Consider the following 23,275-nt stretch of genomic DNA (forward strand, 5'->3'; position numbering starts at 1 on the left):
AAGCCGACCGGCATACGGCGCGAGACGAAGGGAGTTCCCGTTGTTTCGCCGTATGGCCGGTTGGCTTCTTTACAGTCCTCATATAATCTCAAATTACGCGATACACTGTTCGGCGTATACCATTAATAACGGACGTACGAATGTACGACAATGGTTACGTCAGGCTTACAGCCCTTCGCCGAGATGCGATGCCTTTTTCCCCAACGCTTCGCTTCCGCTCTTCCCCCCTTTGAAGGGGGGGGCTGGGGGGATGTTCCTCTGCGTTCGGATACCGTGTATCCGGCATAAAAATTAACAATTGACAATTAATTTGTCATTCAGAGCGAAGCGAAGAATCTCTTTTTTGTCACTTTTGGCTTGACCCAAAAGTAACCAAAAAGTCAAGGCTTCGTGCGCTTCACACGCCTTCGCGACGCTTGCATGCCTGAAAATCAGGAAACTCGCTTCGCTTCGGACAGCCTGATTTTCTTTCGCCCTGCTCGCTGTTCCGTCGGCTCACCGCCCGAGGCCCAAGGGACGGACGCCGAGGGCGTTCGAGGCGAGATTCCTCACTACGTTCGGAATGACAAACGCGGTTATTTGCGTTGATTTGCACCCGTTTGCGAAATTCGCGTTCGGATACCGTATAACACGCATAACCATTACCCGAAAGGGCTGAAAGCCTGATATAATCGTTAGCGGTCAGTATTCAGCGGTCAGCCAACAAATCAACATGTCAACGAATCAACAACTCAACAATTTAACAATTCAACAATTTAACAATTCACCGCCTCTGCGGGGTTTATAAGAGCTGAAGGCCTGAATTAAATTCATTCTTATTGGTTCTATTGCCGAATCCGGGATAATGAATATTTAACAATTATCAACCGGACAATACAAAAAAAATGACTTTTATCCCCAAAAAAAGTTTGTATATGATTTTTTTTATATCTTTGTCATCAAATATATGAAATGACCAAGGGCGTCAATCTCATAAAAACGAGACATGAAAGAGAAGAAGACAAACTTTAATATCTTGATGAACAATATTATAAAAAGTGTTCATTCTCTTCGTGTGCACTATTCTGAAGGAAAGAAAGAGAGCTTGCCATCAATTATCTACCCCCCCCCGTTAATATTATTTAACAAAAACATCTATAGGCGTAGCTGCCTTTTCGTGTGGCAGAGCATCGGAGCACGGAATCGTTGCCTAACGACGCACCGAAGATTCACAAGTATCGACGCGAATGCGGCAAAAGACAACACTCCGTTCAGTGCTTTTTGTGCATCCTTTGTGAAATTTGCAGTTTATCCGACGGCCGATTGCTGAAAACGGACGGTTGATCGCCAATGGTCAAACAAGGATTGAAACGTTATATTACGCAGACAAACCAAAAAAACGAACCATTATAAACAAAAAAAGTATGAAACAGAAAATCATTATGCTAATGACCTTCCTCCTTATCGGAGCAGGGTTTGTGATGGCTCAGACACAAGTGCAGGGCACTGTCGTCGATGAGCAGGGAGAACCGGTTATCGGGGCCTCGGTGGTGCTCAAGAGCGACCGTACGAAAGGAACGGTGACCGATATGGACGGTAAGTTTACCTTTGCGGCACCGACAAACGAGAGATTAGTGATTTCGTACATGGGGATGGCTACTCAGGAAGTGGCTGTGAGTTCAAATGTAAAGGTTGTTATGGTTGCTGACTCAAAGATGCTGGATGAGCTTGTCATTATTGGTTATGGGGTAACGGCGAAGAAAGATTTGACAGGGGCAGTAGCTACCGTTTCTGCAGATAAGATTAAAAGTGTCCCCGTTCTATCCGTAGGACAGGCTCTCCAAGGTAAAACAGCCGGACTCCAAGTCGTAAGTACAGGTGGACGTGCGGGGGATGCTACCCAAATAAGTTTACGAGGGAACGGTTCATTAAGAGCTTCAAACGATGTGCTATATGTCATCGATGGAGTTCCGCAAGACAACATGAAGAATGTTTCTCCTCAAGATATTCGGAGTATCACAGTCTTAAAAGATGCGGCCTCGACAGCCATTTACGGTTCAAGAGCGTCTAACGGTGTTGTGCTCATAGAAACGGTAAAGGGAAATTATAATCAACCGACCGTTGTATCCGTAAATTCCTACTATGGCATTCAAAATCTCGTTCATACTCCGCAGTTATTGAATGCCGCCGAATATAAGCAGGTAATGGATGCATCACGCATAAATTATGAAAACGATATCCAAGCCAAGTTACTTGCAGCGCCGAAAGACCCGAGTATTTTAACTCCTCTTCCGGCCAGTAATATTGATACCGATTGGCTCTCCCTTGTTTTGCGAAAAAATGCAAATATGCAGAATCATCAGATAAGTGTTACAAGCGGAGGCGAAACAACGAAAGCTTATTTCTCGGGCAATCTTTTCATGCAAGATGGCATTGTTAAAAAAGACGCTTATACCGCAGCAAGATTAAGGGCTAATTTGGAGCAGAAGATAAATAAATATGTAAGTGTAGGACTCAACTCTTTCTTTACCTACACAAAAGCGACTCCCGTGGTTGATGATAACAATACCTATCAACCGTATTCCAAAGCATTGGACGCTCGCCCCGATGTGGCTCCGACCGATGAAAACGGAAAAATATTGAGGTATAATTTCGTGAACCCGTTATTCGGGTTTGAACGATACGTTACTGATATATGGCAAAATACAGGAGGGAACGTCTATTTCAACATAACCCCATTCGAAGGCTTGCTGTGGCGTTCTGCTTACAGTGGAAATATTAGAAATAGAAGATACAACCGCTTCGATGCCCCCAACACACGTCGGGGAGAAAACGGAGATGGAGTACCCACAGGATATGGATATTACGAAACAAATAATATCAGGGATTACCAGATTGAGAATACCATCAATTATGATAAGACGTTATTTGAGGATAAATTAAAGCTAAATGTGCTTTTAGGACACTCTTTCCAACGATGGGATTATGAAGATTCATACGTTCAAGGTGAGAAGTTCCCTTCGGATGATTTACGCTGGCTCGTATCTGCTGGAGAAATCAATAAAGGTCGCAGCTATATCAAGTCGATGGCTCTTGAATCTTATTTCACTCGTTTGCAATTGAACTGGGCGGACAAGTACCACCTGATGGCTTCGATACGCCGAGACGCATCATCCAAATTTAATGACAAAAATCGCACAGGCTATTTTCCCGCTATCTCGGCCGGATGGACGGTTTCTAACGAAGAATTTTTTAACGTATCATTTGTCTCCGACTTGAAACTGAGAGCTTCTTACGGATATACAGGAAACCAGTCAGGCGTATCCTACGCTTCGGGACAAAACTTAATCGGAGCCGGACAGAATTACGATCTTCAGCCGGGACTCGCTACAACCGATATTTATAACCCTGATTTAACATGGGAGAAAGGACGATCTGCAAATATCGGTTTCGATATAAATTTATTTAGTCGGGTAAATGTCAGCTTCGATTATTACGATAAGAAGACAGAGTCTTTATTAAACCGTATCAATGTTCCGCAAGAAACCGGTTTCAAAACCATGTTGGCGAACGTGGGGAATATCTCTAACAAAGGATTTGAAATATCGTTTGACGCAAACATCGTGGATCGTCGAGATTTCAAATGGAATGCGGGAGCAAACTTTTCTTATAACAAAAACAAGGTGCTTAGTATCGGAACGGAGGCTGGGAGATATTCTACCGGATTCGTTTCTATCATACAAGAGGGAGAAAGTCTGGGATCATTTTCTCTTTACGAAGCGAAAGGAGTAGCTAAAGAGAAATTTGAATATAAAGATAAGGACGGAAAAGTAACCAAGACGGTGTTACCCGGAGATATGATTTATGTTGATCAGAATCAGGATGGAAAAATTGATGATAAAGACAAAAAGGTTTTTTCGGGAGGAATTGCTCCGGTCTATGGCGGACTCTTCACTCGATTGAATTACAAAGGTTTTGACTTATCGATTAGCGGACATTATTCCATCGGAAAGAAGATTTATGCATTTTATAAAAAAGATGCGTTGAATGGAGGTGCGGTTGGCGCTCCTTCCTATTCAAACAACATGTACAAAGAGATGCTGTCCTATTGGACTCCCGAAAATACCTCAACCATGATTCCACGTCCGCATATGGCAGCTGAGATCAGCGCCTGGAATACGGAACACTCTTCTCGCTTTTTGGAAAATGCCGATTATCTGCGTATCTCAGATATTACATTGGGATATGATTTAAAATCGATTAAAGCATTGAAATTCGGTTTTATCAATTCTCTGAGAGTCTATGTACAGGCGCGCAACTGGTTCACCTTTACAAAATATTCTACGGGAGACCCGGAAACGTCATATGTAGATCAGTCTGCCGAAAACAGTCAAGATAAGAGTGATGGCATGAAAGTGCAAGCCGGTGTTGATTTGGGAGGCATTCCGAATACCAAATCATTTGTTGTAGGATTAAATATTAGTTTTTAAAAATAAATCGTTATGAATAAGGTAAAATATTTGATATACGTTTTTGTTCTGACGCTTGGTTTAGCATCATGCGAAAAAGAACTCGATATTCCTTCCGAGGCTTCATTGAATGCGGAAGCAAACCTCTCGGAGCAGGATGTGGATAGACTTTTAAACGGCTTGTACAAGAAAATGAGGCACCCTAACGGTTATGGATTTTTCGCAATCATGAATACCGAGATCATGGGAGACAACTACAAGCCTGTAAAGTTCCAATGGTTCCAAGTACAAAACTTTTACGAACACAAGGTGCCTGCTTCCGACATTTTGTTGAGTTATTTTTATGCCGATTATTATAACGGTATTGATCGGGCAAATATAATCATCAAAGTGCCTACGGCCAACAAAGACCAGATCGGGAAAGCTCGCTATTGCCGCGCATTGAGCTATTTAAGACTCTTTGACATGTTTGAGCGTCTTCCGCTTGTCGACGAAAACTATGATAAACAACCGATCGCTCCGTCTGCAAAAGAAAAAGTGCTTGAATTTATTATTGAAGACTTGAAGTTTGCAAAAGAGAATTGTAAGGAATTTGATAAAAAGGAGTTGGTCAACTCACAGAAGACTCCCTCCAAAGAAGCCGCTATCGCTCTTTTAGCAAGAGTGTACCGGATTGCAGGAGACATTCAAGCCGCCGGGAAAGAAGCGGAACTCCTTCTATCGGGAGGAAAGTTCTCTTTATCCGCCAACCCTTTAAATCGATCAAGCGAGGTTATCTTTATGTTTATTGGTACCAAAGCAGAGGAAGTCGGCAGTTGGGGATGGATCATGAGTCCTCAGGCAAAAGCGTGGAATTGCTTTGCCGCAGCCGATGATTTAACGGCATTGGTTCAGGGAGACGATACTCGTAAGATATTGTTTGATTTCGAGAATAAGGATAAAAACGATGGATACGTTTATTCGAAAAAATATAAGACAGAAGATAACTCGGATCTATTAGTGTCACGTATCGCAGAAATGTATTTATTATCGGCTGAGGCAGGGAATAATGCCCGATTGAAAGAATTGCAGACAGCAAGAAAATCTTCCTTGTCATTAGAGGATGAGCGTCGTTTGGAAATGTCATTCGAATGGACCAGATGGCAGGATTTGAAACTGAAAGGAGAAACCTATGTTCTTCCTTATCCTGAAAGAGCAGCAGAATCCAATCCACTGCTGAAATAAGTATTCCTGAAAGAAACAGGGTCCATTGATTTCGATCATCTTACAAACTCACCGCGCAGAGGCGTAATTTCCTCTGCGCGGTTTTTTCATTGCTGCCCGGTTGGTCGCATGGTTTGCAGATGAAGAAGACGGACTTTACACCCTTCACATCAAATTCGGGCTGCAAAACAAATATCTTTACGGGAATAAATCTCTACGCCGACTTTCCCCGTTTTGCGCTTAAAAGCCTTTATTTATATGGAATCATCTGCGTTAATTATCCAAAAATATTTTCGTATATCGGCATTATTTTCTAATTTTGATACAACATGTTTGTCTCTAAGCTTAAAAACAGTCTTATGCTTCCCCAAAACAGAGACATAGCGCGTAAAATATAAAGAAGAAAACGAGGAAGACAAAATGACAACAGATCAGATCAAAGAAATTATTGAGCGAAATCAAGAAGACATCGCATTTATCGTAGGTAATGGAGTGAATCGATACCCGAACAATCCCAATGCTCTTTCATGGGACGAATTATTGATACAATTATGGAAAAAGGTTTTACCCGAAAGGGACCTGTCAAGTATACCTGTGGGTATTTCATTGACGGAATTTTATGACGTCTTAGAACTTGAAAATACGCAAGAGATTAATCTTCAGAAAGAGGTGGCAGACCTTATGCGAGAGTGGCAACCGTTGGATCACCATATACAAATTATCCATCGCATGAAAGAATTAGATGCTCCCGTACTGACTACCAATTTCGAGGAAACGCTCGCACGAACCTTCGAATATCAGCAGTATAGAACGGAACAAGAAGGGTTTACGGATTTTTATCCATGGTCTACATACCATGGAACCAAACCATTAAATTTACCGACCGATGGGTTTGGGATATGGTACATAAACGGTATGATCAACTATCACAGAAGCATCAGACTCGGGCTAAGTCATTATATGGGAAGTGTGGAAAGAGCAAGAAACTTATTGCATAAAAGAGAAGATGAAGTGCTTTTTACAGGCAAAAATAATACACAATGGAAGGGGTATAAAACATGGTTACATATTATTTTCAATAAATCGCTTTTTGTTTTCGGCTTAGGACTTGAAGAAAACGAACTCTTTTTACGATGGATACTGATAGAAAGAATCAAGTATTTCAAAAAATTCCCTGATAGAAAACATAAAGGATGGTATATCAATAAACGAAGTAATAACGGGACGGATCAAGGCAAGAAGTTTTTTCTCGAAAGAGTTGGGTTTGAAGTAATCGACGTAGACGATTATGCTGAGATTTATGAGCATATATGGACATAACAAGCTATGAACTAAAGATCGGAAATCATGGAAGATCAATCGGATAAACAAATATTTCGCTCACGGATAAGCATCTTGCTGATCGTATCCGTATTCGTCGCTTTCATATCGGTATCTATACCGCTTCTTCAAAACAAGGCGTACACCGATATCTGTGTACTTGCCTGTTTGTTCTTACTAATCGTATTTCTTTTTACAGGAACACGTTATATCATTTCAGGAAGTACATTGAGTTTAAAAATAGGTTTTATTTGCGGATGGAGTGTAAATATTGCCGATATTCTTTCGGTAGAAATATCCTATAATCCGGTTTCTGCCCCTGCTGCATCTCTCAAGAGACTGCGTATAGATTTCTCGAAAAGAAAGAAATATTCTTACCTGTTAATCTCTCCGGCAAGAGAGCAGGCTTTTATAAAGGCGTTAAAAAAAGTTAATCCGAATCTTTGCGTTCACCTACCCGAAAAAAAGGGGATTTGGCGTATACAAGATTGGGATATTTAATTTCCGGATGCACATCGCCCTGCCACTTTTACGTCTTTAACGATCGTTTTACGGCGGGGCAGTCCTTGAGTTGGTTAGTTGTTTAAATGTTTTTGTTTAGCAATCTCGGTAAACAAAAAAACAACATATCAATCATCGCAGCTCAAGTCTTTTATCCGAATAGCACATACAGCACCGGAATCAGTATACCGGCCAGCAGATACCATTTACCGGTCCCGGCCATGCCTTTCTTCCCTTTGACGATGAATAACCCCGACAGCGCAAAGAAAATCAGCGAAAAGGCAAACAGGTCTGCCATGATATTCCAACCTCGAAGCCGATTGTAATGCAGTCTGTTGATCGCATAAATAAACGTATTCTTTTTATGCAGTTCGTAATCGACCGTGCCTGTTTCCGAGTTGTACACGCCTACGCCACCGTTCAGCATCAGACGAGCATGTTCCTCGTCGATGGTCATGATCTTCTTCAACTCCGGAAGTCCTTTGTCGTTCCAGATCACCGACAGTTCTTCGTGCGATAAACCTTTGTCGAGATGTAATGTTTCTTCCTGCGTTCTGAATGCCGGATCTTTCCCGTCCATGTGATTGAGCAGGAAGCCCGAAATACCGTAGACGAGGCATACACCGACCATCAGGAATCCCAGATCGCGGTGTATGACCCGTAGCCAACGGCTCATTTTGTTTTTGGATCCCCCTTTCGCGGGGCGAAAATCTTCTGCCATGCTTATTCAATCACTTCGTAGCGTTCGCCGTCCATGTAGTAAATCGAGTAGTAATCTTTGTTATGCGCTTTCATCCATTCGCGCATCTCGTTGATGTTGTTCAGTTCGGCCTGGCATGTTTCGGCCGATCCGTCCTCCTTGTGTTTCTTCTCATTGACTTCTTCTTCGTATTGGTCAATGTATTCCTTCGTCAAACGACGTTCACGAACGATGCCCGTTATGGCCAGTTCCGAACCGGTCAGTTCGCGGTTGAATCCGCCGATTTCACCGCCCGCCTCTACACGGAACGACGTGTTGGGATCGTCTCCTACAATAAAACAGCGCTTTCCGGAATGCTTGCACGTATGCGTCACGAAACCTCGTACCGTAACGGTCTGATCAACCATACGGTCAGCCACTTTCAATAAACTGTCGAGCTTATAAACCGGCACTTCGGAAGCATGCGCTTCTACATTTTCCTCTTGACCTGCGCGTTGTTGTTCTGCGCTTTTGTTGTTACATGCTGCCATCGTCAGCAAAGCGGCAGCTAAAAATAAAATCTTTTTCATCGCTTCATGTATTTATTATGTTTATCATTCATCTATTTTTCGGCATCAGCAACCATGCGACGATACCCGCTATACCGGTGAGAGCAACAAAAAGTGCGGCAAAGAGCTTATCACTCCGTCGGGAAGCAATGACTGTGACAAGCAATGCCAGCAGCAGATTGATTGCCCACGCACGATATTCCGTAACATGTAGCCGGGGATAAAGAAAATGACTGTCCGGTTCCTGAAACGTGATATAAAAAGGGAAGAGCCATCCCGACACCTTATCCCAGCGGTTCGGTTCTCTTGCAATGGCATGTTCGGACACTCTCTTCAAGGTCTCGGTCTCCAATCCGTAATACCGGCGTCCCTGCGGCGTGGTGATAATTACCGTCCAGTAGAGTAGGTTACCCATCACCGTTACCTCGTCACAGTCGATGTCGATCGGGTCGAGGTCCAATTTCACCGGCACGTATTGCCCTTCGCGACTCTCTAAGATATACAGCCCCCCCTGCCGGTCGAATAGAAAGCCGTAGAAACGTTTATTCGACGCCTCATACATCGAAAACCAAGCCATATCCATGTCTTTATCGATACGTGTATCCTTAACGAACGGACGATTGTTGACCATTTTGAGGTGATAAAGCCGCCCCTGAGAATCGAGAGTGAAATAGCCTTCGTCATACGGTTTGCGCGGATTCGGATTGCCAACGACCCAACGTGCGGGGAATGTATAGCCGGCTTTTTCGAGCGCCCGTGCAAACAAATCGCTCTTTTCCCGATTAACGGTATTCGTCTGCACGTCGATAAACTCGATCCCGTCTTTCAGGCGAAACACATCATCCGGCATTTCCAACCCGACTCGTTTGGGCATTGATTCGAAGAGGATATACAATCCTTTATCCGGTGTCTTCCGCTCTTTCGGAGTATACCGGAAGACAACTGTTGCAGCCCGTAACAGAGGCGGGCTGATAGCCGTACCGCAAATGCTGTCGGGCAGACGTCCGTCGGCCATAAGCTGACGATAATTGAGGAATGGCATCAATGAGTCGAACTGCGCCGTCGTATATTTATTTCCTTGCAGATCGCTGAGCGGCATCTCCTTGTCTTTATAATCTATGATGCCCCAATCCTTCATCACCGCACTGTAATAGACGAATGGATAGCTGTCCGGCGAATCCGTAGCCATCCGGACGAATGACGGGATGATCCACATCCCCGTAAAAGTGACGAAGAGCAGAATCGTATAGTAAATAAATGGTTTGCGTATCATATACCGTTATTTTTTACGAAATATTATCCGGGCGATCCGTCTTTGAACCGTGCAGCGGAATAGAACGGGAAGCTAAGTCCTGCAATAAGTATAAGAGTCAGGCAGGGCAAAAAAGTCATATAAGCGCCTGATGGGGCATCCATAAAGAAAAGGTATAACCCCGCGGCAGCCACGAGTGTATTGGCCACACGCCTGCGCCATACGGGTTCCACACAAACCCATGCCGTAAAAAGATAGCAGGCAAGCCCTCCCTCGAAATAAGGCAGAAGTTGCCAGGTCATCGCATGCAGCATTTCAACAGCATAATGACGGGAGAGTCCGGCATACAGCGCCACGTACATCGGCAGGAAGGCAGCCGACAGTATGGCCATGCCATACAGCAACGTTACAAAGACAATCTTCGACTCGCGTAACGGCAGATGAAGGGTTAGTTTCAATCGCTTGTCCGTCATCTCCGGGATAAACTGGGCCACTCCGAGCAGCAGACCTGTCAAAAGCGGAAACCATTTCGTGACCTCCGGCACGAGTGACATGTCTTTTAACAAGACAGCCGACCAGGCCTGTACCGCCCCGTTGACGCGAAGCGTCTGCTCCATCTGTACCAACGCGTACACCAGCAAGGCAACAAGCAGCAGAAGTATAAGCCCAACCGTCCGCCGCGTCTTGATCCATTCTTTATAAAAGATTGCACTGAACATAATCGATTAATATTTTCCGGTTAAACCGATAAATGCATCTTCGAGCGAGAGCTGCTCCTCTTTCAACCCGTTCACCCCACAAGGCGACAAGACCTGTTCCACTTCCTCCTTCGGGGCAAAGGAGTATGTCTCCCACCGGTTACCGGTCCTTTCGGTATGCCACAACCTCTCGTCGGCCGGTATCTTCACTCCATCGCAGACAAAGCGGAAACGCCTGAATCGCTCCATGATATATCGAGTCGGTTCATGCAGCAGGATACGTCCGTAATCCATAATCATGCAGTCATCGATGAGCATCTCCATATCCTGAATGATATGGGAGGTCAGGAAAATCGTTTTGTTCCCGGCCGTAGCATACTCCCGGAGGTATTCAACGAACAGACGACGGTAACCGGGATCTAATCCCATCGAGAAATCATCCAGAATGAGCAGATCGGGGTCTTGGGCAAATAACAGACCGAGCGCCACCTGCGAACGTTGTCCGCACGACATGGTACTGATCTTCTGGGTCGGCGTAACCTGTAATTTCCGTAGAAGCTCGTAGTAGGCATCCCTCTTCCAGTTTGGGAAAAAACGACTGTAAAACCGCTCAATCTGTTCAACGTTGAAGTATGTATGCTGGATATGTCCTTCGAGTAGCAGTCCGATACGCGCTTTCGTCGAGGGAGAGAGCGATTCCATCCGCTCGCCGAAGATACGGCAGATGCCCGAACGAGGTTTAAGGTATCCGTTCAAGATATTGATGATCGTCGTTTTGCCGGTCCCGTTCTTACCCAGAAGTCCCAGAATCTTCCCTTGTTTGACTTCAAAGTTCAGATTCTCATAGATTAGCTTCTTGCCGTAGTAATGAGTAATATTTTCGCAGTGAATAATCGTTTCCATTCAAAACCAAGCACACTAAGTGAATAATTTTCAAAGATACGCAAAACATTTATGACTGCATGTATCGTGTAAATAAAAAAAGTCGCCCGAGTATTTTCCCGAACGACCTTTTATTTAAATAACAGGACAAACGATCAGTCTACATTCAGCGTAACGCGTTTAAACGCAGTTACCGTCAATCCCTTGTCTTGTTGTTGGAGATACTGTTCAACCGTGAGTTTCGCATCCTTCACGTATTCTTGTTGCAACAAGGTGTTCTCTTTGTAGAACTTCTGCAAAGCACCTTCAGCAATACGATCCAGCAGGTTTTCCGGTTTTCCTGCTTCGAGGGCTTTGTCGCGGGCAATCTGCTTCTCCGTATCCAGCACGTGCTGAGGTACATCGGCCGGGGTCACGGCCACCGGATTCATGGCGGCTACCTGCATCGCGATCTCGCGGGCAACCTGATGGTCAAGCTCCTGATTGAACGCCACAATAGCAGCCAGCTTATTGCCCGGATGAATATACGATACCGTAGAAGCTCCTTTCACATATTCATATTCTCCAAGTTCCATCTTCTCCCCCGTAACTCCGACACGGTCCGTGATATGGTTCTCGATCGAACGACCGTCACTCAGAGCCATCTTAAGCAACTCTTCTTTTGTGGCCGGCTTGTTACTCATCGCCGCATTGAGAATATCCTGTGTCAAGGCTACAAAATCTGCATTTTTAGCCACAAAATCCGTTTCACATTTCAGGGCTACGACTGCCGCAAAGTCACCGTTTTCGGTTGCCAATACACAACCTTCGGACGCCTCGCGATCGGAACGCTTCGCTGCTACGGCCTGTCCTTTTTTGCGAATAATCTCCATAGCTTTGTCGAAGTCGTTGTTTGCTTCTTCCAAAGCCTTCTTGCAATCCATCATACCCGCTCCGCTCATCTTGCGCAAGTGGGTGATATCTGCCATTGTTACTGCCATAATATAGTTCTTTATGATTAAATTTCGTCTTCTTCTCCCTCTTCATTCGAAGCGGCAGTTGCTCTCGGAGTCTCCTCCTCTTCTTCTTTTTTCGCACGTCTGGCTCCCGTTTTTGCCCGACGTTCGCGTCTCGGTGTCTCTTCACCGTCTTCGCTTACGGTCTTTTCCGACTCCTCTTTATCTCTGGCCGCTTTACCTTCCTGAAGACCTTCGTTAATCGCTTCGCAAAGCACGCCCAAAATCAAGTCGACCGATTTCGTCGCATCGTCGTTAGCCGGAATAACGAAGTCTATATTCGTCGGGTCGGAGTTCGTATCGACCATGGCAAACACCGGAATACCGAGGCGATTGGCTTCACGCACAGCAATGTGCTCCTTCATTACGTCTACCACGAACAGGGCTGCCGGCAAACGATTCAGGTCGGCAATCGAACCGAGCATCTTTTCCAGCTTGGCACGCTGACGGGTAATTTGTAATTTCTCACGTTTGGATAGATTATCAAAAGTGCCGTCCTTGCTCATCCTGTCGATCGTCGACATTTTCTTGATGGCTTTACGGATGGTCGGGAAGTTAGTCAACATACCGCCCGGCCAGCGTTCGATCACGTAGGGCATACCCACCGACGTTGCTTTATCGGCTACGATCTGCTTGGCTTGTTTCTTAGTCGCCACAAACAGGATCTTCCGTCCGGAACAGGCGATGTTCTTCAGCGCTTCCGCCGCTTCGTCTACTTTCGCAGCGGTTTTATACAAATCAATGATGTGAATACCATTGCGCTCCATAAAAATGTAAGGAGCCATTGCAGGATTCCATTTTCTTTTCAAGTGTCCGAAATGAACGCCTGCTTCCAATAACTGATCAAAATTTAATCTTGACATTTCTTTCTTTTGTTGTTAAATCGTTTACATTCTGTTTCATTCAACCGTCCGGTAGTTCTCCGACATTTCTCCATGCAGAAAAAATCCGGACAATTTAGATACTAAACGCCTTTTCTACTTGCAAGCAACTCACAAATGACATTAACGTTTACTGAACTGGAACCGTTTACGCGCTTTCGGACGTCCCGGTTTCTTACGTTCTACCGCACGCGGGTCGCGTGTTACGAAACCTTCGGCCTTAAGTGTCGGCTTCGACTCGGGATTGATCTTAATCAATGCGCGTGTGATCGCCAGACGAGCCGCTTCCGACTGTCCCTTAAATCCGCCGCCGACCAAATTCACCTTGATATCGTATTGGCCGTCCACACTCAACACGCTGAGGGGTTGCTTCACTACGAATTGCAGGATCGGGGAGGGAAAATAATCGGACAATTCACGGCGGTTCACCGTAATTTTTCCATTTCCTTCGCTAACGTATACACGGGCAATGGCCGCCTTACGTCTTCCTATTGCATTTACTACTTCCATGAAATTTAGTTAAGTGAGTTTATATCTATCGACTTCGGCTGCTGGGCTTCGTGCTTATGCTCCGAACCTGCATAGACATACAGATTATTGAGCAATTTATCTCCCAGACGGTTCTTGGGAAGCATGCCTTTTACCACCTTACGGAACAGACGGTCTTCTCCTTTCGCCATTAATTGGGCGGGAGTGATTTCACGCTGGCCGCCGGGATATCCGGTATGCTTAAAATAAATACGGCCGTTCCACTTATTTCCCGTCAGAACGACTTTGTCTGCATTAATAATAATCACATTGTCACCACAGTCAACGTGCGGGGTGAAATTCGGTTTGTACTTGCCGCGTAATAATTTGGCGACTTTCGTACAAATGCGTCCCAACGATTGGCCGGTTGCATCGACAACCACCCACTCCTTGTTTACAGTTGCTTTGTTTGCAGAAATGGTCTTAAAACTTAACGTATCCACTGTTATTTCTTTATAAATTAATACTAAAAAACGCGCCTTCACTCCCTTTCTACTCTTCGGACACAGAAGAATTTAGCAAGGTGTTAAGAACGAACTGTTTGAACACTTTAGATAATAATCGGGTGGCAAAGGTACGACTTTTATCCGAATACACAACACAAGCTCAGGACTTTTTTCTTAGAGACGACATATTAAAAGACGATTTCTATCGTTTGTTGAGGTCTCAATCCGGCTGGTTTCTTCTGAATTCGGGGAATAAAAGAGTTCAAAAAAGTCTTGAGCCACTCGATAATGAAGGAGTTGATCTTTTGAATAATGTATATAATTTGTGCTGTTTGTCCGGTCCACTTTGACACAAGGCGCATAATGCCTGCTTTTTTCAACGATTTGTTCAATAATGCCGTCGGCGTACCTATGACATCAATGCGAATAATCGCATCCTCCAAACTCAAGTATTGAATCAGTTGTTTAATGCGTCAGCCCTGGGATTTCTCCCCTTTTTCAACTACTTTTACACCCCGAAAAAGAAACATATTATTTGCAATGAAACGAAATATCCTGTCATTATTTCTGCTCCTGATGCTTTGGGTTTCAGCAACAGGGACTATCTCCGCGCAACAGCGGAACAAGCGTGTCGTACCGGGTAACGAACGGATGGATAGCATTTGCACCCGGTTGAAAGATAAACGGGTGGCGCTGGCCGTGAATCATACCTCGATCCTCGGAACCGGTTTTACGCACCTGTTAGATACGTTGCTGGCACAAAAGATCGATATCAGAAAGGTTTTTGCTCCCGAGCACGGCTTTCGCGGTACGGCCGATGCCGGTGCGACCGTTCACGACAGCCGCGACCCGAAAACGGGTGTCCTCATCGTTTCGGTTTACGGAAAAAATAAAAAACCGAGCGCCGAACAGTTGGCCGACGTCGATATCATTGTCTTCGACATTCAAGACGTGGGGGCGCGTTTCTTTACCTACATCAGTACGATGCATTACCTGATGGAGGCTTGTGCGGAACACGGCAAGGAGCTGATGGTGTTAAACCGCCCGAACCCGAACGACTATGTAGACGGCCCGGTGCGTCAGCCGGGATTCGAGTCGTTTGTCGGCGTCCATCCGATCCCCGTTTTGCACGGGCTGACCGTCGGCGAACTGGCGCAAATGATCAACGGCGAAGGGTGGTTGCCCTCGGCCGCTACCTGCAAACTGACTGTCATTAAAATGTTGAACTGGCAACATGGCGACGCTTACCAGCCGACCGTCCGACCTTCTCCGAATCTCCCGAACGATCAGGCCGTCCGCCTCTATCCTTCGCTCTGTTTCTTTGAAGGGACGTGCATGAGTGTCGGGCGGGGAACGCATTTCCCGTTCCAGATCGTCGGGTATACCCTGCCGCAGACCGGCTCGTTCACCTTCGTCCCCACGGCTATTCCCGGCATGGATACTGCTCCGCTTTATAAAGACAAAACCTGCTACGGCGACGACCTGCGTTATTACCCCTTCGCAGGAGGCCTTACGCTCTCTTTCGTCATCGACTTCTTTGCTCGCACCGGCCGAAACGAAAAGCTGTTTTTCAACCGCCCGCGCTGGTTCGACCTGCTGGCCGGAACGGATGCGCTGCGCAAACAAATCCTTGACGGAGTACCCGAAGCCGAAATCCGCGCTACATGGCAATCCGGTCTCGACGAATACAAACAGATACGCAAAAAATACCTCCTCTACCCGGACTACCCCGAAGCAGAGTGAGGGTTAAAACGAATATTTCAGGCTGACGATGCCCGAGGCCGGACGCAGGCCGAACGTGGTCACGAACATGTCCGTGTCGCGGTAACGGATATCGGTGTAGGTGTCGGCATCGGTCAGATTCTGTAGCTTTAGTTCCAGCTCAATGACACGAGAAGGCTGGTAGCGAATGCCCACATCGACGAGCCAACGTTGTGTGCGGCGATTATCTTCCGAAGGATGATTCCGGTAATTCGTTTGGCCGAACAACTCGACATTGCGCAAGGGTAGGAGGGTCAGGTCCGCATCCAGGCCCCAGCTCTGTATCACTGATTCGGTATTGATCGTGCCGGTGCGTACCGTTTGTGTAAACCGATCGAACATCCCTCTGATTCTTACTATCATCCAATCGAAAGCCCGTACGTTGAGGGACGGGTTAAGCGACATGATCCGATTGACATGCTGCACGCGCAGCCCTTGCCGCGACCGTTCGCCCGACGTTTGGGTATAGCTGCTTGTCAGCGCGATAGTCGTATTTTGATCATGAAAGTTTTTAGCGATATAGAACGTGCCTGTTACCATGTCGGCATCGTTTGTCGTTCCTGTCGTGCGTGAAGTGATCGAGCCGTCGGATGCGACCGTTTCTCCTTTCAATATATTGTGGTGGGTACGTCCGACGGCAACGTTGAGCGTGGAAAAAAATCCTTCCATCGTGTTACGGAAAAGGTATCCTGCGGTGAGGCTGCTCGTCCGCCGATAAGCCAACCGCCCCGATTCACCGCCGGATAGCTTGTTATAGCTGTGCTGCACGGGGTGGATGAGGAACGACAGCATGTCGCCCGTTGTATGGGTGATACCGGCACCGGCCGTTACCGAGAAGCCGGGACTGATGGTGTAGCGGGTGTTTATGCGCGCGCCGACGTAGGGACGGTCGTACCGGAATGTTTCGGCCGACTGGCGGTCGCGATAACGGATGTGGACGTATCGAACCGGTATGTCGAGTTTGATGCGCACACGATCGCGGTCGAAGACGTACGATGGCGTAACGACAGGCTGCAACCGGTATCCGCCGTTCAGGTTACGCGCCTGTAGAGGCATCGTGCGATTGTCCAGATCGGTATCGACGCGATCGTGCTCAGTCTCCATCGTCACGTCGAACCACAGGTTATGGTAAGCGTTCAGTCCTTTTACGAACGAGGTGCTGTGATTCGTGTAGAGCGATTGTCCGAGTACGCGCTGTGTCACGAGTCGCGCATGGTTGCTACCGTCTACCGTGAGCCGGTTGCCCGGCACGACGCTGCCACGGATATGCGACTGCAATCGGTAAACGTTCGTTCCCCGGCGCCACATCAGCGACAGTCGGTTGTTGAGCGCTGCCTGTCGTTGCGTAAAACGTTGCCGAAGTTCGGCGGGAAGTTGCAGGCGGGTATCTGCCTCGCCGAAACCGAACCGGAAGTCGGCCGTGTTGGAAACAAATTCCTGTTCGGCATTTTTTTCATAGACGACGCTGGCCGTCAGGTCATGGTCGGCGGCGTCGGTGCTCAGTGATTCGCGGGCTATGATGGCGCTGTCGGTAGCGACGAAATACGTGCTGACCGATTCGCGTTCGTAACGGCGGCGAGCTTCGGCATAGCCCAGATTGAATGTCAGCGTGGAGTACGATCCGGTACGACGGATCGTGTTCAGTGAGGCAGATGCTCCGGACGAACGGCGTGTGCGTGTCTTGACATCGCCGGGCACCGTGAAAGGCAGATCGGGAATCAGTCCGTCAGCCTTGTTTTCGCCGCCTCTGCCGAAATGGTCGGTTAACTCATAGCCGGCTTCGGCGCTGCAATTATCACCTTTCAGCGTGGCCAACATTTGTCCTTTCGTGTGGGCTATAAAACCAAATAATTCGGCACGATAAAGCATGCCCGGACGATAACCGATACCGCCCAGTACGTTGCCTGCGGGGCGTGTCATACCCTTATTTTTCAGTTTGATATTCAATGCGGCATTTTCGCTGAAATCAATATTTTTGAGCAGGCGAACGGGTTGATGGTTTTCGTAGACCTGAACACTGGTGATCTGGTCGGCACCGATATTACGGGTAGCCAGCGTGTAGCGTCCGCCGAGCATGTCGAGTCCTTCGATATAGAATTTGTTGATCGCCTTACCCTGGTATTCGATTCCTCCACCGGGCTTGACGGTGATGCCGGGCAGCTTGCGCAGAATATCTTCTACGGTGCGATCGGTAGGAGCGATGAACGAAGCCACGTTGTAGTTAAGCGTATCGCCGTGCGAACTGATGGGCGCGGCTTTGACCGTTACTTCTTTCAGTTTGAAAGCAGACGGAGCAAGCGTCTGGTCGATCGTGGCCGATTGCGCCGCTACACGCCGGCTGACGGTGCGATAGCCCAATACGGCGAACTCCAGCTCAATCGGCTGCTGTTGCTCTGCCAGCGATAACCGGTAACGTCCTTCCGTGTCGGTGATCGTATAGGCCAATACTGCTCGTGTCGTGTCGGCTTTTATCGCTTTTACGATGGCATCGGGGATGGCATGACCGGTCTCAACATCGGTCAGCCGACCGGTAATCACCGTTTGAGACAAGGCGGCTACCACCGTAAGGAGGTTGGCCGACAGGATGTAAAACAGTATCCGCCGGATGGACATACGCGTTATTCCAATTCGATCGGGTTATGGAACAGTTGTCGTTTGGGAACAGGCATTTCTTTTCCATCGACGGTTTTACCCGCAAGCGGACTGCCGGACATGATTTTGCCGGGATCGGAACGATAGTCGTTCAACTGTTTGTTGAAACGTTTACGGGTGGTTTTGAACGGTTCGGATCGTTTTCGCATCGAGATATTTTCTGTAGGGGTGCGGATGGAAATAGCCGTGAAATGCTGATCGCCCGTGGCATCTTCGATTTGCAGGATGAGTCCCGGCAATCCTCCGAACTTCCAGGGACCGTCGCTTACCGGAATGTCGGTTGCATACCAGGCTGTCCACGCGCGTCCGCGGAAGGTGGCAGTGGCTTTCCGGCACGCATATCCGCAGACGGTTTTCGTTCCGTCGCTCAACTTCCAACCGATGACAATCGTATCGGGATAGACGTACCGGTCGGTAAATACGCGATCGTAATACGAAAGAGTTTTTGTACGATGGTCTTTGACGATGGTGTATTTGGATGCTTTCCAGCCTTCATATTGATTGGATATGGCCGTGAATTGTCCGAATGTGACTTTGGTGATATCCTCCATCCGGCACATGACGGAGTCGATGCGATAATCCGGATAAGCTGCATATTTGGAAACGCGCTTTCCGACCTGCAGGATATCGTAATAGATTTCGGTCTTTTGCAGGCGCGGGTCTTTTACGGTATATTCGTAAATACATTCCAGTGTTGCTTGGTCGAGATGTTCTAACGGCTCAAATCCGGCATACTGGTTAGCTGCTGCTCCCTTTACGGTTATTTGCCCATAGATGACGATGTTTACAAGGCTTGTCAATAGTAATGTGATAAATATTTTCATCGAAAATCGGGGTATGTAATATAAAACCTGATTTGACAGTGATAGGTCGTCAAATCAGGTGTAATTGTTTTTAAGTCTCATCTAATGTTTACAAGGAAAAATCTAATTCAACGGCACGATCCGAGACCCAATCTATTTTACCTCTTTGTCCGTCACAATATGCTTCGTTAAGTTCTTGAAGATATTCCCCGAAATCATATCCATTTTTAAAACATTCGGGCCCTACAGTCATACCTTCCACGCCGCACCAAGTCTTAAAATAGATTCCGGCGAAAACTTCTGTGGAAAAAAAGATCCCCACTACAACAGCTAAAACACAAAAAAATTTTCTTTTCATAATTTTTATCCATATAAAAAATGATGTGACAAAATTGTCATTTGCAAATTTCTATGGCTTTTTTTATATGGCCAAATAATAAATGTTAATATATGCAATGGGTTTTGTTTTTTCATTATTCCAGCTCGATCGGATTATGGAACAATTGCCGTTTGGGAACGGGTATTTCTTTTCCATCGACGGTTTTACCTGCAAGCGGATTGCCGGACATGATTTTGCCGGGATCGGAACGATAGTCGTTCAATTGTTTGTTGAAACGTTTACGGGTGGTTTTGAACGGTTCGGATCGTTTTTGCATCGAGATGTTTTCCGTCGGGGTGCGGATGGAGATGGCCGTGAAATGCTGATCGCCCGTGGCATCTTCGATTTGCAGGATGAGTCCCGGCAATCCTCCGAACTTCCATGGACCGTCGTTTACCGGAATGTCCGTTGCATACCAGGCTGTCCACGTGCGTCCGCGAAAGGTGGCTGTAGCTTTCCGGCAGGTATATCCGCAGACGGTTTTCGTTTCGCCGCTCAACTTCCAACCGATGTCAATCGTATCCGGATAGACGTACCGGTCCGTAAACACACGATCGTAATACGAAAGAGTTTTTGTACGATGGTCTTTGACGATGGTGTATTTGGATGCTTTCCATCCTTCATATTGATTAGATATGGCCGTCGCTTGGCCGATGGTAATTTTCGTAATATCCATCCGGTAAATGACCGAGTCAACGCGATAAGCCGGATAAGCTGCATATTTGGAAACGCGCTTTCCGACCTGCAGGATATCGTAATAGATTTCGGTCTTTTGCAGGCGCGGGTCTTTTACGGTATATTCGTAAATACATTCCAGTGTTGCTTGGTCGAGATGTTCTAACGGAGAAAATTTGGCATACTGGTCAGCTGCTGATCCTTTTACAGTTATTTGCCCGTAGGTAATTGGGCTTATCAGGCTTATCAACAGTAGAGCGATTAATGTCTTCATCGAAAATCGGGGTATGTAATATAAAACCTGATTTGACAGTGATAGGTCGTCAAATCAGGTGTAAATGTTTTTAAGTCTCATCTAATGTTTACAAGGAAAAATCTAATTCAACGGCACGATCCGAGACCCAATCTATTTTACCTCTTTGTCCGTCACAATATGCTTCGTTAAGTTCTTGAAGATATTCATTGAAGTCGCATCCATTTTCGAAACATTCGGGCCCTACAGTCATACCTTCCACGCCGCACCAAGTCTTAAAATACATTCCGGCGAAAACTTCTGTGGAAAAAAAGATCCCCACTACAGCTAAAACACAAAAAAATTTTCTTTTCATAATTTTTATCCATATAAAAAATGATGTGACAAAATTGTCATTTGCAAATTTCTATGGCTTTTTTTATATGGCCAAATAATAAATGTTAATATATGCAATGGGTTTTGTTTTTTCATTATTCCAGCTCGATCGGATTATGGAACAATTGCCGTTTGGGAACGGGTATTTCTTTTCCGTCGACGGTTTTACCCGCAAGCGGACTGCCGGACATGATTTTGCCGGGATCGGAACGATAGTCGTTCAATTGTTTGTTGAAACGTTTACGGGTGGTTTTGAACGGTTCGGATCGTTTTTGCATCGAGATGTTTTCCGTCGGGGTGCGGATGGAGATGGCCGTGAAATGCTGATCGCCCGTGGCATCTTCGATTTGCAGGATGAGCCCCGGCAGTCCTCCGTACTTCCATGGACCGTCGTTTACCGGAATGTCCGTTGCATACCAGGCTGTCCACGCGCGTCCGCGAAAGGTGGCTGTGGCTTTCCGGCACGCATATCCGCAGACGGTTTTCGTTCCGCCGCTCAACTTCCAACCGATGTTAATCGTATCCGGATAGACGTACCGGTCCGTAAACACACGATCGTAATACGAAAGAGTTTTTGTACGATGGTCTTTGACGATGGTGTATTTGGATGCTTTCCATCCTTCATATTGATTAGATATGGCCGTCGCTTGGCCGATGGTAATCTTCGTAATATCCATCCGGTAAATGACGGAGTCGATACGATAATCCGGATATGCCGCGTATTTTGAAACGCGCTTTCCGACCTGCAGGATATCGTAATAGATTTCGACCTTTTGCAGGCGCGGATCTTTTACGGTATATTCGTAAATACATTCCAGTGTTGCTTGGTCGAGCGGTTCTAACGGAGAAAATTTGGCGTATCGGTTGACTGCCGCTCCTTTTACGGTTATTTGCCCATAGATGACGATGTTTACAAGGCTTGTCAATAGTAATGTGATAAACCCGGATTCCGCGATAGAAAAAATAAGAATGAATTTAATTCAGGCCTTCAGCCCTTGTGCTCCGTGCGGGCTAACCCCTTCGGGGCGTTGAGGGGTTGAGGGGTTGAAATGTTTAGTTGTTGATCTGTTTACTGACCACTGTAAAAGCCCTGAAAGGGCGCATTAATTCAGCCCAATGCGAAGCGTTGGGGAAAAAGGCATCGCATCTCGGCGAAGGGCTGTAAGCCTGACGTAATTCAATTGTTAATTGTCAATTGTTATGCAGGGTTATCCGAACGCGAATTTCACAAATGGGCGCGAATCAACGCAAATAACCGCGTTTGTCATTCCGAACGTAGTGAGGAATCTCGCCTCGAACGCCCTCGGCGTTCGTCCATGGGCCTCGGGCGGTGAGCCGACGGAGCAGCGAGCAGGGTGAAAGAAAATCAGGCTGTCCGAAGCGAAGCGAGTTACCTGATTTTCCGACCTGCGAGCGTCGCGACGACGTGCGAAGCGCACGAAGCCTTGATCTTTTGGTTACTTTTGGATCAAGCCAAAAGTAACGGAAAAGAGATTCATCGCTTCGCTCTGAATGACAAATTAATGGTTAATTGTTATGCCGGGTACACGGTATCCGAACGCAGAGGGACATCCCCCCAGCTCCCCTTCAAAGGGGGGAAAGAGCGGAAGCGAAGCGTTGGGGAAAAAGGCATCGCATCTCGGCGAAGGGCTGTAAGCCTGACGTAACCATTGTCGTACATTCGTACGTCCGTTATTAATGGTAAACGCCCAACAGTGAATCGCATAATTTGGGATAAACCTCTATCAGGAGCTTACGGGTAGCTCAAGATTGATACCTGGCTTAGGTCGAACTCACGTTAGTTATTCTCACAACAAAGAGGTCTCTTTTATCGGACAGCAAGAATCGTTTTTACGCAAAAACGGCTGCCGTTTTCGATACTGAAAAGGGCAGCCGTTTTTGAATAATTTACGCCTCACCAAGAGGATCAACTCTCCGGATTACCGAAGAATCACCTTATAGCTTCGATCGGCGA

At 46.6% G+C, this 23,275-nt stretch carries 22 protein-coding genes; 7 read left to right on the top strand and 15 right to left on the bottom strand.

All coding sequences use genetic code 11. From position 1 onward, the window contains the following. Window positions 1-390 precede the first annotated feature (390 nt). The 5 genes from Tanf_RS14990 (at window position 391) to Tanf_RS00790 (ending at window position 7,472) form a co-directional block, all read left to right on the top strand. Complete coding sequence (locus Tanf_RS14990) at window positions 391-588, top strand: hypothetical protein (RefSeq protein ID WP_155642575.1); 198 nt, start codon at window positions 391-393, stop codon at window positions 586-588. A gap of 815 nt (window positions 589-1,403) precedes the next feature. Further along, window positions 1,404-4,469 (top strand): SusC/RagA family TonB-linked outer membrane protein, encoded by a 3,066-nt coding sequence (locus Tanf_RS00770; protein ID WP_140230659.1) that lies wholly within the window; start codon window positions 1,404-1,406, stop codon window positions 4,467-4,469. Window positions 4,470-4,481: 12 nt separating this feature from the next. Beyond that, window positions 4,482-5,672 (top strand): RagB/SusD family nutrient uptake outer membrane protein, encoded by a 1,191-nt coding sequence (locus Tanf_RS00775; RefSeq protein WP_046824539.1) that lies wholly within the window; start codon window positions 4,482-4,484, stop codon window positions 5,670-5,672. 399 nt (window positions 5,673-6,071) lie between these two features. Then, window positions 6,072-6,971 carry a hypothetical protein gene (locus Tanf_RS00785; RefSeq protein WP_046824541.1) on the top strand — a complete coding sequence of 300 codons (900 nt, stop codon included), beginning with the start codon at window positions 6,072-6,074 and terminating at the stop codon, window positions 6,969-6,971. A 27-nt stretch (window positions 6,972-6,998) separates the two neighbouring features. Further along, a complete protein-coding gene (locus Tanf_RS00790) occupies window positions 6,999-7,472 on the top strand; it encodes a PH domain-containing protein (RefSeq protein ID WP_046824542.1) in 474 nt (157 codons plus the stop codon). A 151-nt stretch (window positions 7,473-7,623) separates the two neighbouring features. On the opposite strand, the gene Tanf_RS00795 is transcribed toward Tanf_RS00790, so the two are convergent. The 9 genes from Tanf_RS00795 to rplM all read right to left on the bottom strand — a co-directional run bounded on the left by Tanf_RS00795 (window position 7,624) and on the right by rplM (window position 14,399). Beyond that, a complete protein-coding gene (locus Tanf_RS00795) occupies window positions 7,624-8,148 on the bottom strand; it encodes a PepSY-associated TM helix domain-containing protein (protein ID WP_236684348.1) in 525 nt (174 codons plus the stop codon). Window positions 8,149-8,195: 47 nt separating this feature from the next. After that, window positions 8,196-8,741, bottom strand: a complete 546-nt coding sequence (locus Tanf_RS00800; protein ID WP_014225414.1) for a hypothetical protein — start codon at window positions 8,739-8,741, stop codon at window positions 8,196-8,198. Window positions 8,742-8,769: 28 nt separating this feature from the next. After that, window positions 8,770-9,993: a DUF4857 domain-containing protein gene (locus Tanf_RS00805; RefSeq protein WP_014225413.1), complete on the bottom strand. Its 1,224-nt coding sequence runs from the start codon at window positions 9,991-9,993 to the stop codon at window positions 8,770-8,772. Window positions 9,994-10,016: 23 nt separating this feature from the next. Beyond that, window positions 10,017-10,691: a hypothetical protein gene (locus Tanf_RS00810; RefSeq protein WP_046824544.1), complete on the bottom strand. Its 675-nt coding sequence runs from the start codon at window positions 10,689-10,691 to the stop codon at window positions 10,017-10,019. 6 nt (window positions 10,692-10,697) lie between these two features. Then, window positions 10,698-11,573: an ABC transporter ATP-binding protein gene (locus Tanf_RS00815; RefSeq protein WP_046824545.1), complete on the bottom strand. Its 876-nt coding sequence runs from the start codon at window positions 11,571-11,573 to the stop codon at window positions 10,698-10,700. Window positions 11,574-11,707: 134 nt separating this feature from the next. Continuing rightward, window positions 11,708-12,532 (bottom strand): translation elongation factor Ts, encoded by an 825-nt coding sequence (gene tsf / locus Tanf_RS00820; protein ID WP_046824546.1) that lies wholly within the window; start codon window positions 12,530-12,532, stop codon window positions 11,708-11,710. Between the two features lie 17 nt (window positions 12,533-12,549). After that, window positions 12,550-13,410, bottom strand: coding sequence for a 30S ribosomal protein S2 (gene rpsB / locus Tanf_RS00825; RefSeq protein ID WP_014225409.1), 861 nt, complete (start codon window positions 13,408-13,410; stop codon window positions 12,550-12,552). A gap of 141 nt (window positions 13,411-13,551) precedes the next feature. Next, complete coding sequence (gene rpsI / locus Tanf_RS00830; protein WP_046824547.1) at window positions 13,552-13,938, bottom strand: 30S ribosomal protein S9; 387 nt, start codon at window positions 13,936-13,938, stop codon at window positions 13,552-13,554. A 5-nt stretch (window positions 13,939-13,943) separates the two neighbouring features. Further along, on the bottom strand, window positions 13,944-14,399 hold the full coding sequence (rplM, locus tag Tanf_RS00835; protein ID WP_046824548.1) for a 50S ribosomal protein L13: 456 nt from the start codon (window positions 14,397-14,399) through the stop codon (window positions 13,944-13,946). Window positions 14,400-14,942: 543 nt separating this feature from the next. On the opposite strand from rplM, the gene Tanf_RS00845 reads away from it, so the two are divergent. Next, window positions 14,943-16,145: an exo-beta-N-acetylmuramidase NamZ family protein gene (locus Tanf_RS00845; protein ID WP_046824549.1), complete on the top strand. Its 1,203-nt coding sequence runs from the start codon at window positions 14,943-14,945 to the stop codon at window positions 16,143-16,145. 3 nt (window positions 16,146-16,148) lie between these two features. On the opposite strand, the gene Tanf_RS00850 is transcribed toward Tanf_RS00845, so the two are convergent. From Tanf_RS00850 to Tanf_RS00875, 6 genes are all read right to left on the bottom strand, one after another. Beyond that, on the bottom strand, window positions 16,149-18,776 hold the full coding sequence (locus Tanf_RS00850) for a carboxypeptidase regulatory-like domain-containing protein (protein ID WP_046824550.1): 2,628 nt from the start codon (window positions 18,774-18,776) through the stop codon (window positions 16,149-16,151). 5 nt (window positions 18,777-18,781) lie between these two features. Beyond that, window positions 18,782-19,639 carry a GLPGLI family protein gene (locus Tanf_RS00855; protein ID WP_014225404.1) on the bottom strand — a complete coding sequence of 286 codons (858 nt, stop codon included), beginning with the start codon at window positions 19,637-19,639 and terminating at the stop codon, window positions 18,782-18,784. Window positions 19,640-19,727: 88 nt separating this feature from the next. Beyond that, entirely contained in the window at window positions 19,728-19,976 is a 249-nt protein-coding gene (locus tag Tanf_RS15215; protein ID WP_046824551.1) for a hypothetical protein, read from the bottom strand. 115 nt (window positions 19,977-20,091) lie between these two features. Continuing rightward, the gene (locus tag Tanf_RS00865) at window positions 20,092-20,946 is read right to left on the bottom strand and encodes a GLPGLI family protein (protein ID WP_014225403.1); all 855 of its coding nucleotides are present in this window, start codon (window positions 20,944-20,946) and stop codon (window positions 20,092-20,094) included. A gap of 88 nt (window positions 20,947-21,034) precedes the next feature. Then, window positions 21,035-21,280 carry a hypothetical protein gene (locus tag Tanf_RS15220; protein WP_046824552.1) on the bottom strand — a complete coding sequence of 82 codons (246 nt, stop codon included), beginning with the start codon at window positions 21,278-21,280 and terminating at the stop codon, window positions 21,035-21,037. A gap of 115 nt (window positions 21,281-21,395) precedes the next feature. Further along, entirely contained in the window at window positions 21,396-22,226 is an 831-nt protein-coding gene (locus Tanf_RS00875) for a GLPGLI family protein (RefSeq protein ID WP_014225401.1), read from the bottom strand. A gap of 429 nt (window positions 22,227-22,655) precedes the next feature. Here Tanf_RS00875 and Tanf_RS14645 point away from each other — a divergent pair, with 429 nt between their 5' ends. Beyond that, window positions 22,656-22,967 carry a hypothetical protein gene (locus Tanf_RS14645; protein WP_140230657.1) on the top strand — a complete coding sequence of 104 codons (312 nt, stop codon included), beginning with the start codon at window positions 22,656-22,658 and terminating at the stop codon, window positions 22,965-22,967. Window positions 22,968-23,275 lie beyond the last annotated feature (308 nt).

Source organism: Tannerella forsythia, from assembly GCF_001006485.1.
Taxonomy (GTDB): Bacteria; Bacteroidota; Bacteroidia; order Bacteroidales; family Tannerellaceae; genus Tannerella; species Tannerella forsythia.

Excerpts from the sequence above, each read along its gene's own strand:
- Tanf_RS00770 (WP_140230659.1), top strand. The coding sequence starts at position 1,404 with ATGAAACAGAAAATCATTATGCTAATGACCTTCCTCCTTATCGGAGCA.
- Tanf_RS00775 (WP_046824539.1), top strand. The coding sequence starts at position 4,482 with ATGAATAAGGTAAAATATTTGATATACGTTTTTGTTCTGACGCTTGGT.
- Tanf_RS00785 (WP_046824541.1), top strand. The coding sequence starts at position 6,072 with ATGACAACAGATCAGATCAAAGAAATTATTGAGCGAAATCAAGAAGAC.
- Tanf_RS00790 (WP_046824542.1), top strand. The coding sequence starts at position 6,999 with ATGGAAGATCAATCGGATAAACAAATATTTCGCTCACGGATAAGCATC.
- Tanf_RS00795 (WP_236684348.1), bottom strand. The coding sequence starts at position 8,148 with ATGAGCCGTTGGCTACGGGTCATACACCGCGATCTGGGATTCCTGATG.
- Tanf_RS00800 (WP_014225414.1), bottom strand. The coding sequence starts at position 8,741 with ATGAAAAAGATTTTATTTTTAGCTGCCGCTTTGCTGACGATGGCAGCA.
- Tanf_RS00805 (WP_014225413.1), bottom strand. The coding sequence starts at position 9,993 with ATGATACGCAAACCATTTATTTACTATACGATTCTGCTCTTCGTCACT.
- Tanf_RS00810 (WP_046824544.1), bottom strand. The coding sequence starts at position 10,691 with ATGTTCAGTGCAATCTTTTATAAAGAATGGATCAAGACGCGGCGGACG.
- Tanf_RS00815 (WP_046824545.1), bottom strand. The coding sequence starts at position 11,573 with ATGGAAACGATTATTCACTGCGAAAATATTACTCATTACTACGGCAAG.
- tsf (WP_046824546.1), bottom strand. The coding sequence starts at position 12,532 with ATGGCAGTAACAATGGCAGATATCACCCACTTGCGCAAGATGAGCGGA.
- rpsB (WP_014225409.1), bottom strand. The coding sequence starts at position 13,410 with ATGTCAAGATTAAATTTTGATCAGTTATTGGAAGCAGGCGTTCATTTC.
- rpsI (WP_046824547.1), bottom strand. The coding sequence starts at position 13,938 with ATGGAAGTAGTAAATGCAATAGGAAGACGTAAGGCGGCCATTGCCCGT.
- Tanf_RS00845 (WP_046824549.1), top strand. The coding sequence starts at position 14,943 with ATGAAACGAAATATCCTGTCATTATTTCTGCTCCTGATGCTTTGGGTT.
- Tanf_RS00850 (WP_046824550.1), bottom strand. The coding sequence starts at position 18,776 with ATGTCCATCCGGCGGATACTGTTTTACATCCTGTCGGCCAACCTCCTT.
- Tanf_RS00855 (WP_014225404.1), bottom strand. The coding sequence starts at position 19,639 with ATGAAAATATTTATCACATTACTATTGACAAGCCTTGTAAACATCGTC.
- Tanf_RS15215 (WP_046824551.1), bottom strand. The coding sequence starts at position 19,976 with ATGAAAAGAAAATTTTTTTGTGTTTTAGCTGTTGTAGTGGGGATCTTT.
- Tanf_RS00865 (WP_014225403.1), bottom strand. The coding sequence starts at position 20,946 with ATGAAGACATTAATCGCTCTACTGTTGATAAGCCTGATAAGCCCAATT.
- Tanf_RS15220 (WP_046824552.1), bottom strand. The coding sequence starts at position 21,280 with ATGAAAAGAAAATTTTTTTGTGTTTTAGCTGTAGTGGGGATCTTTTTT.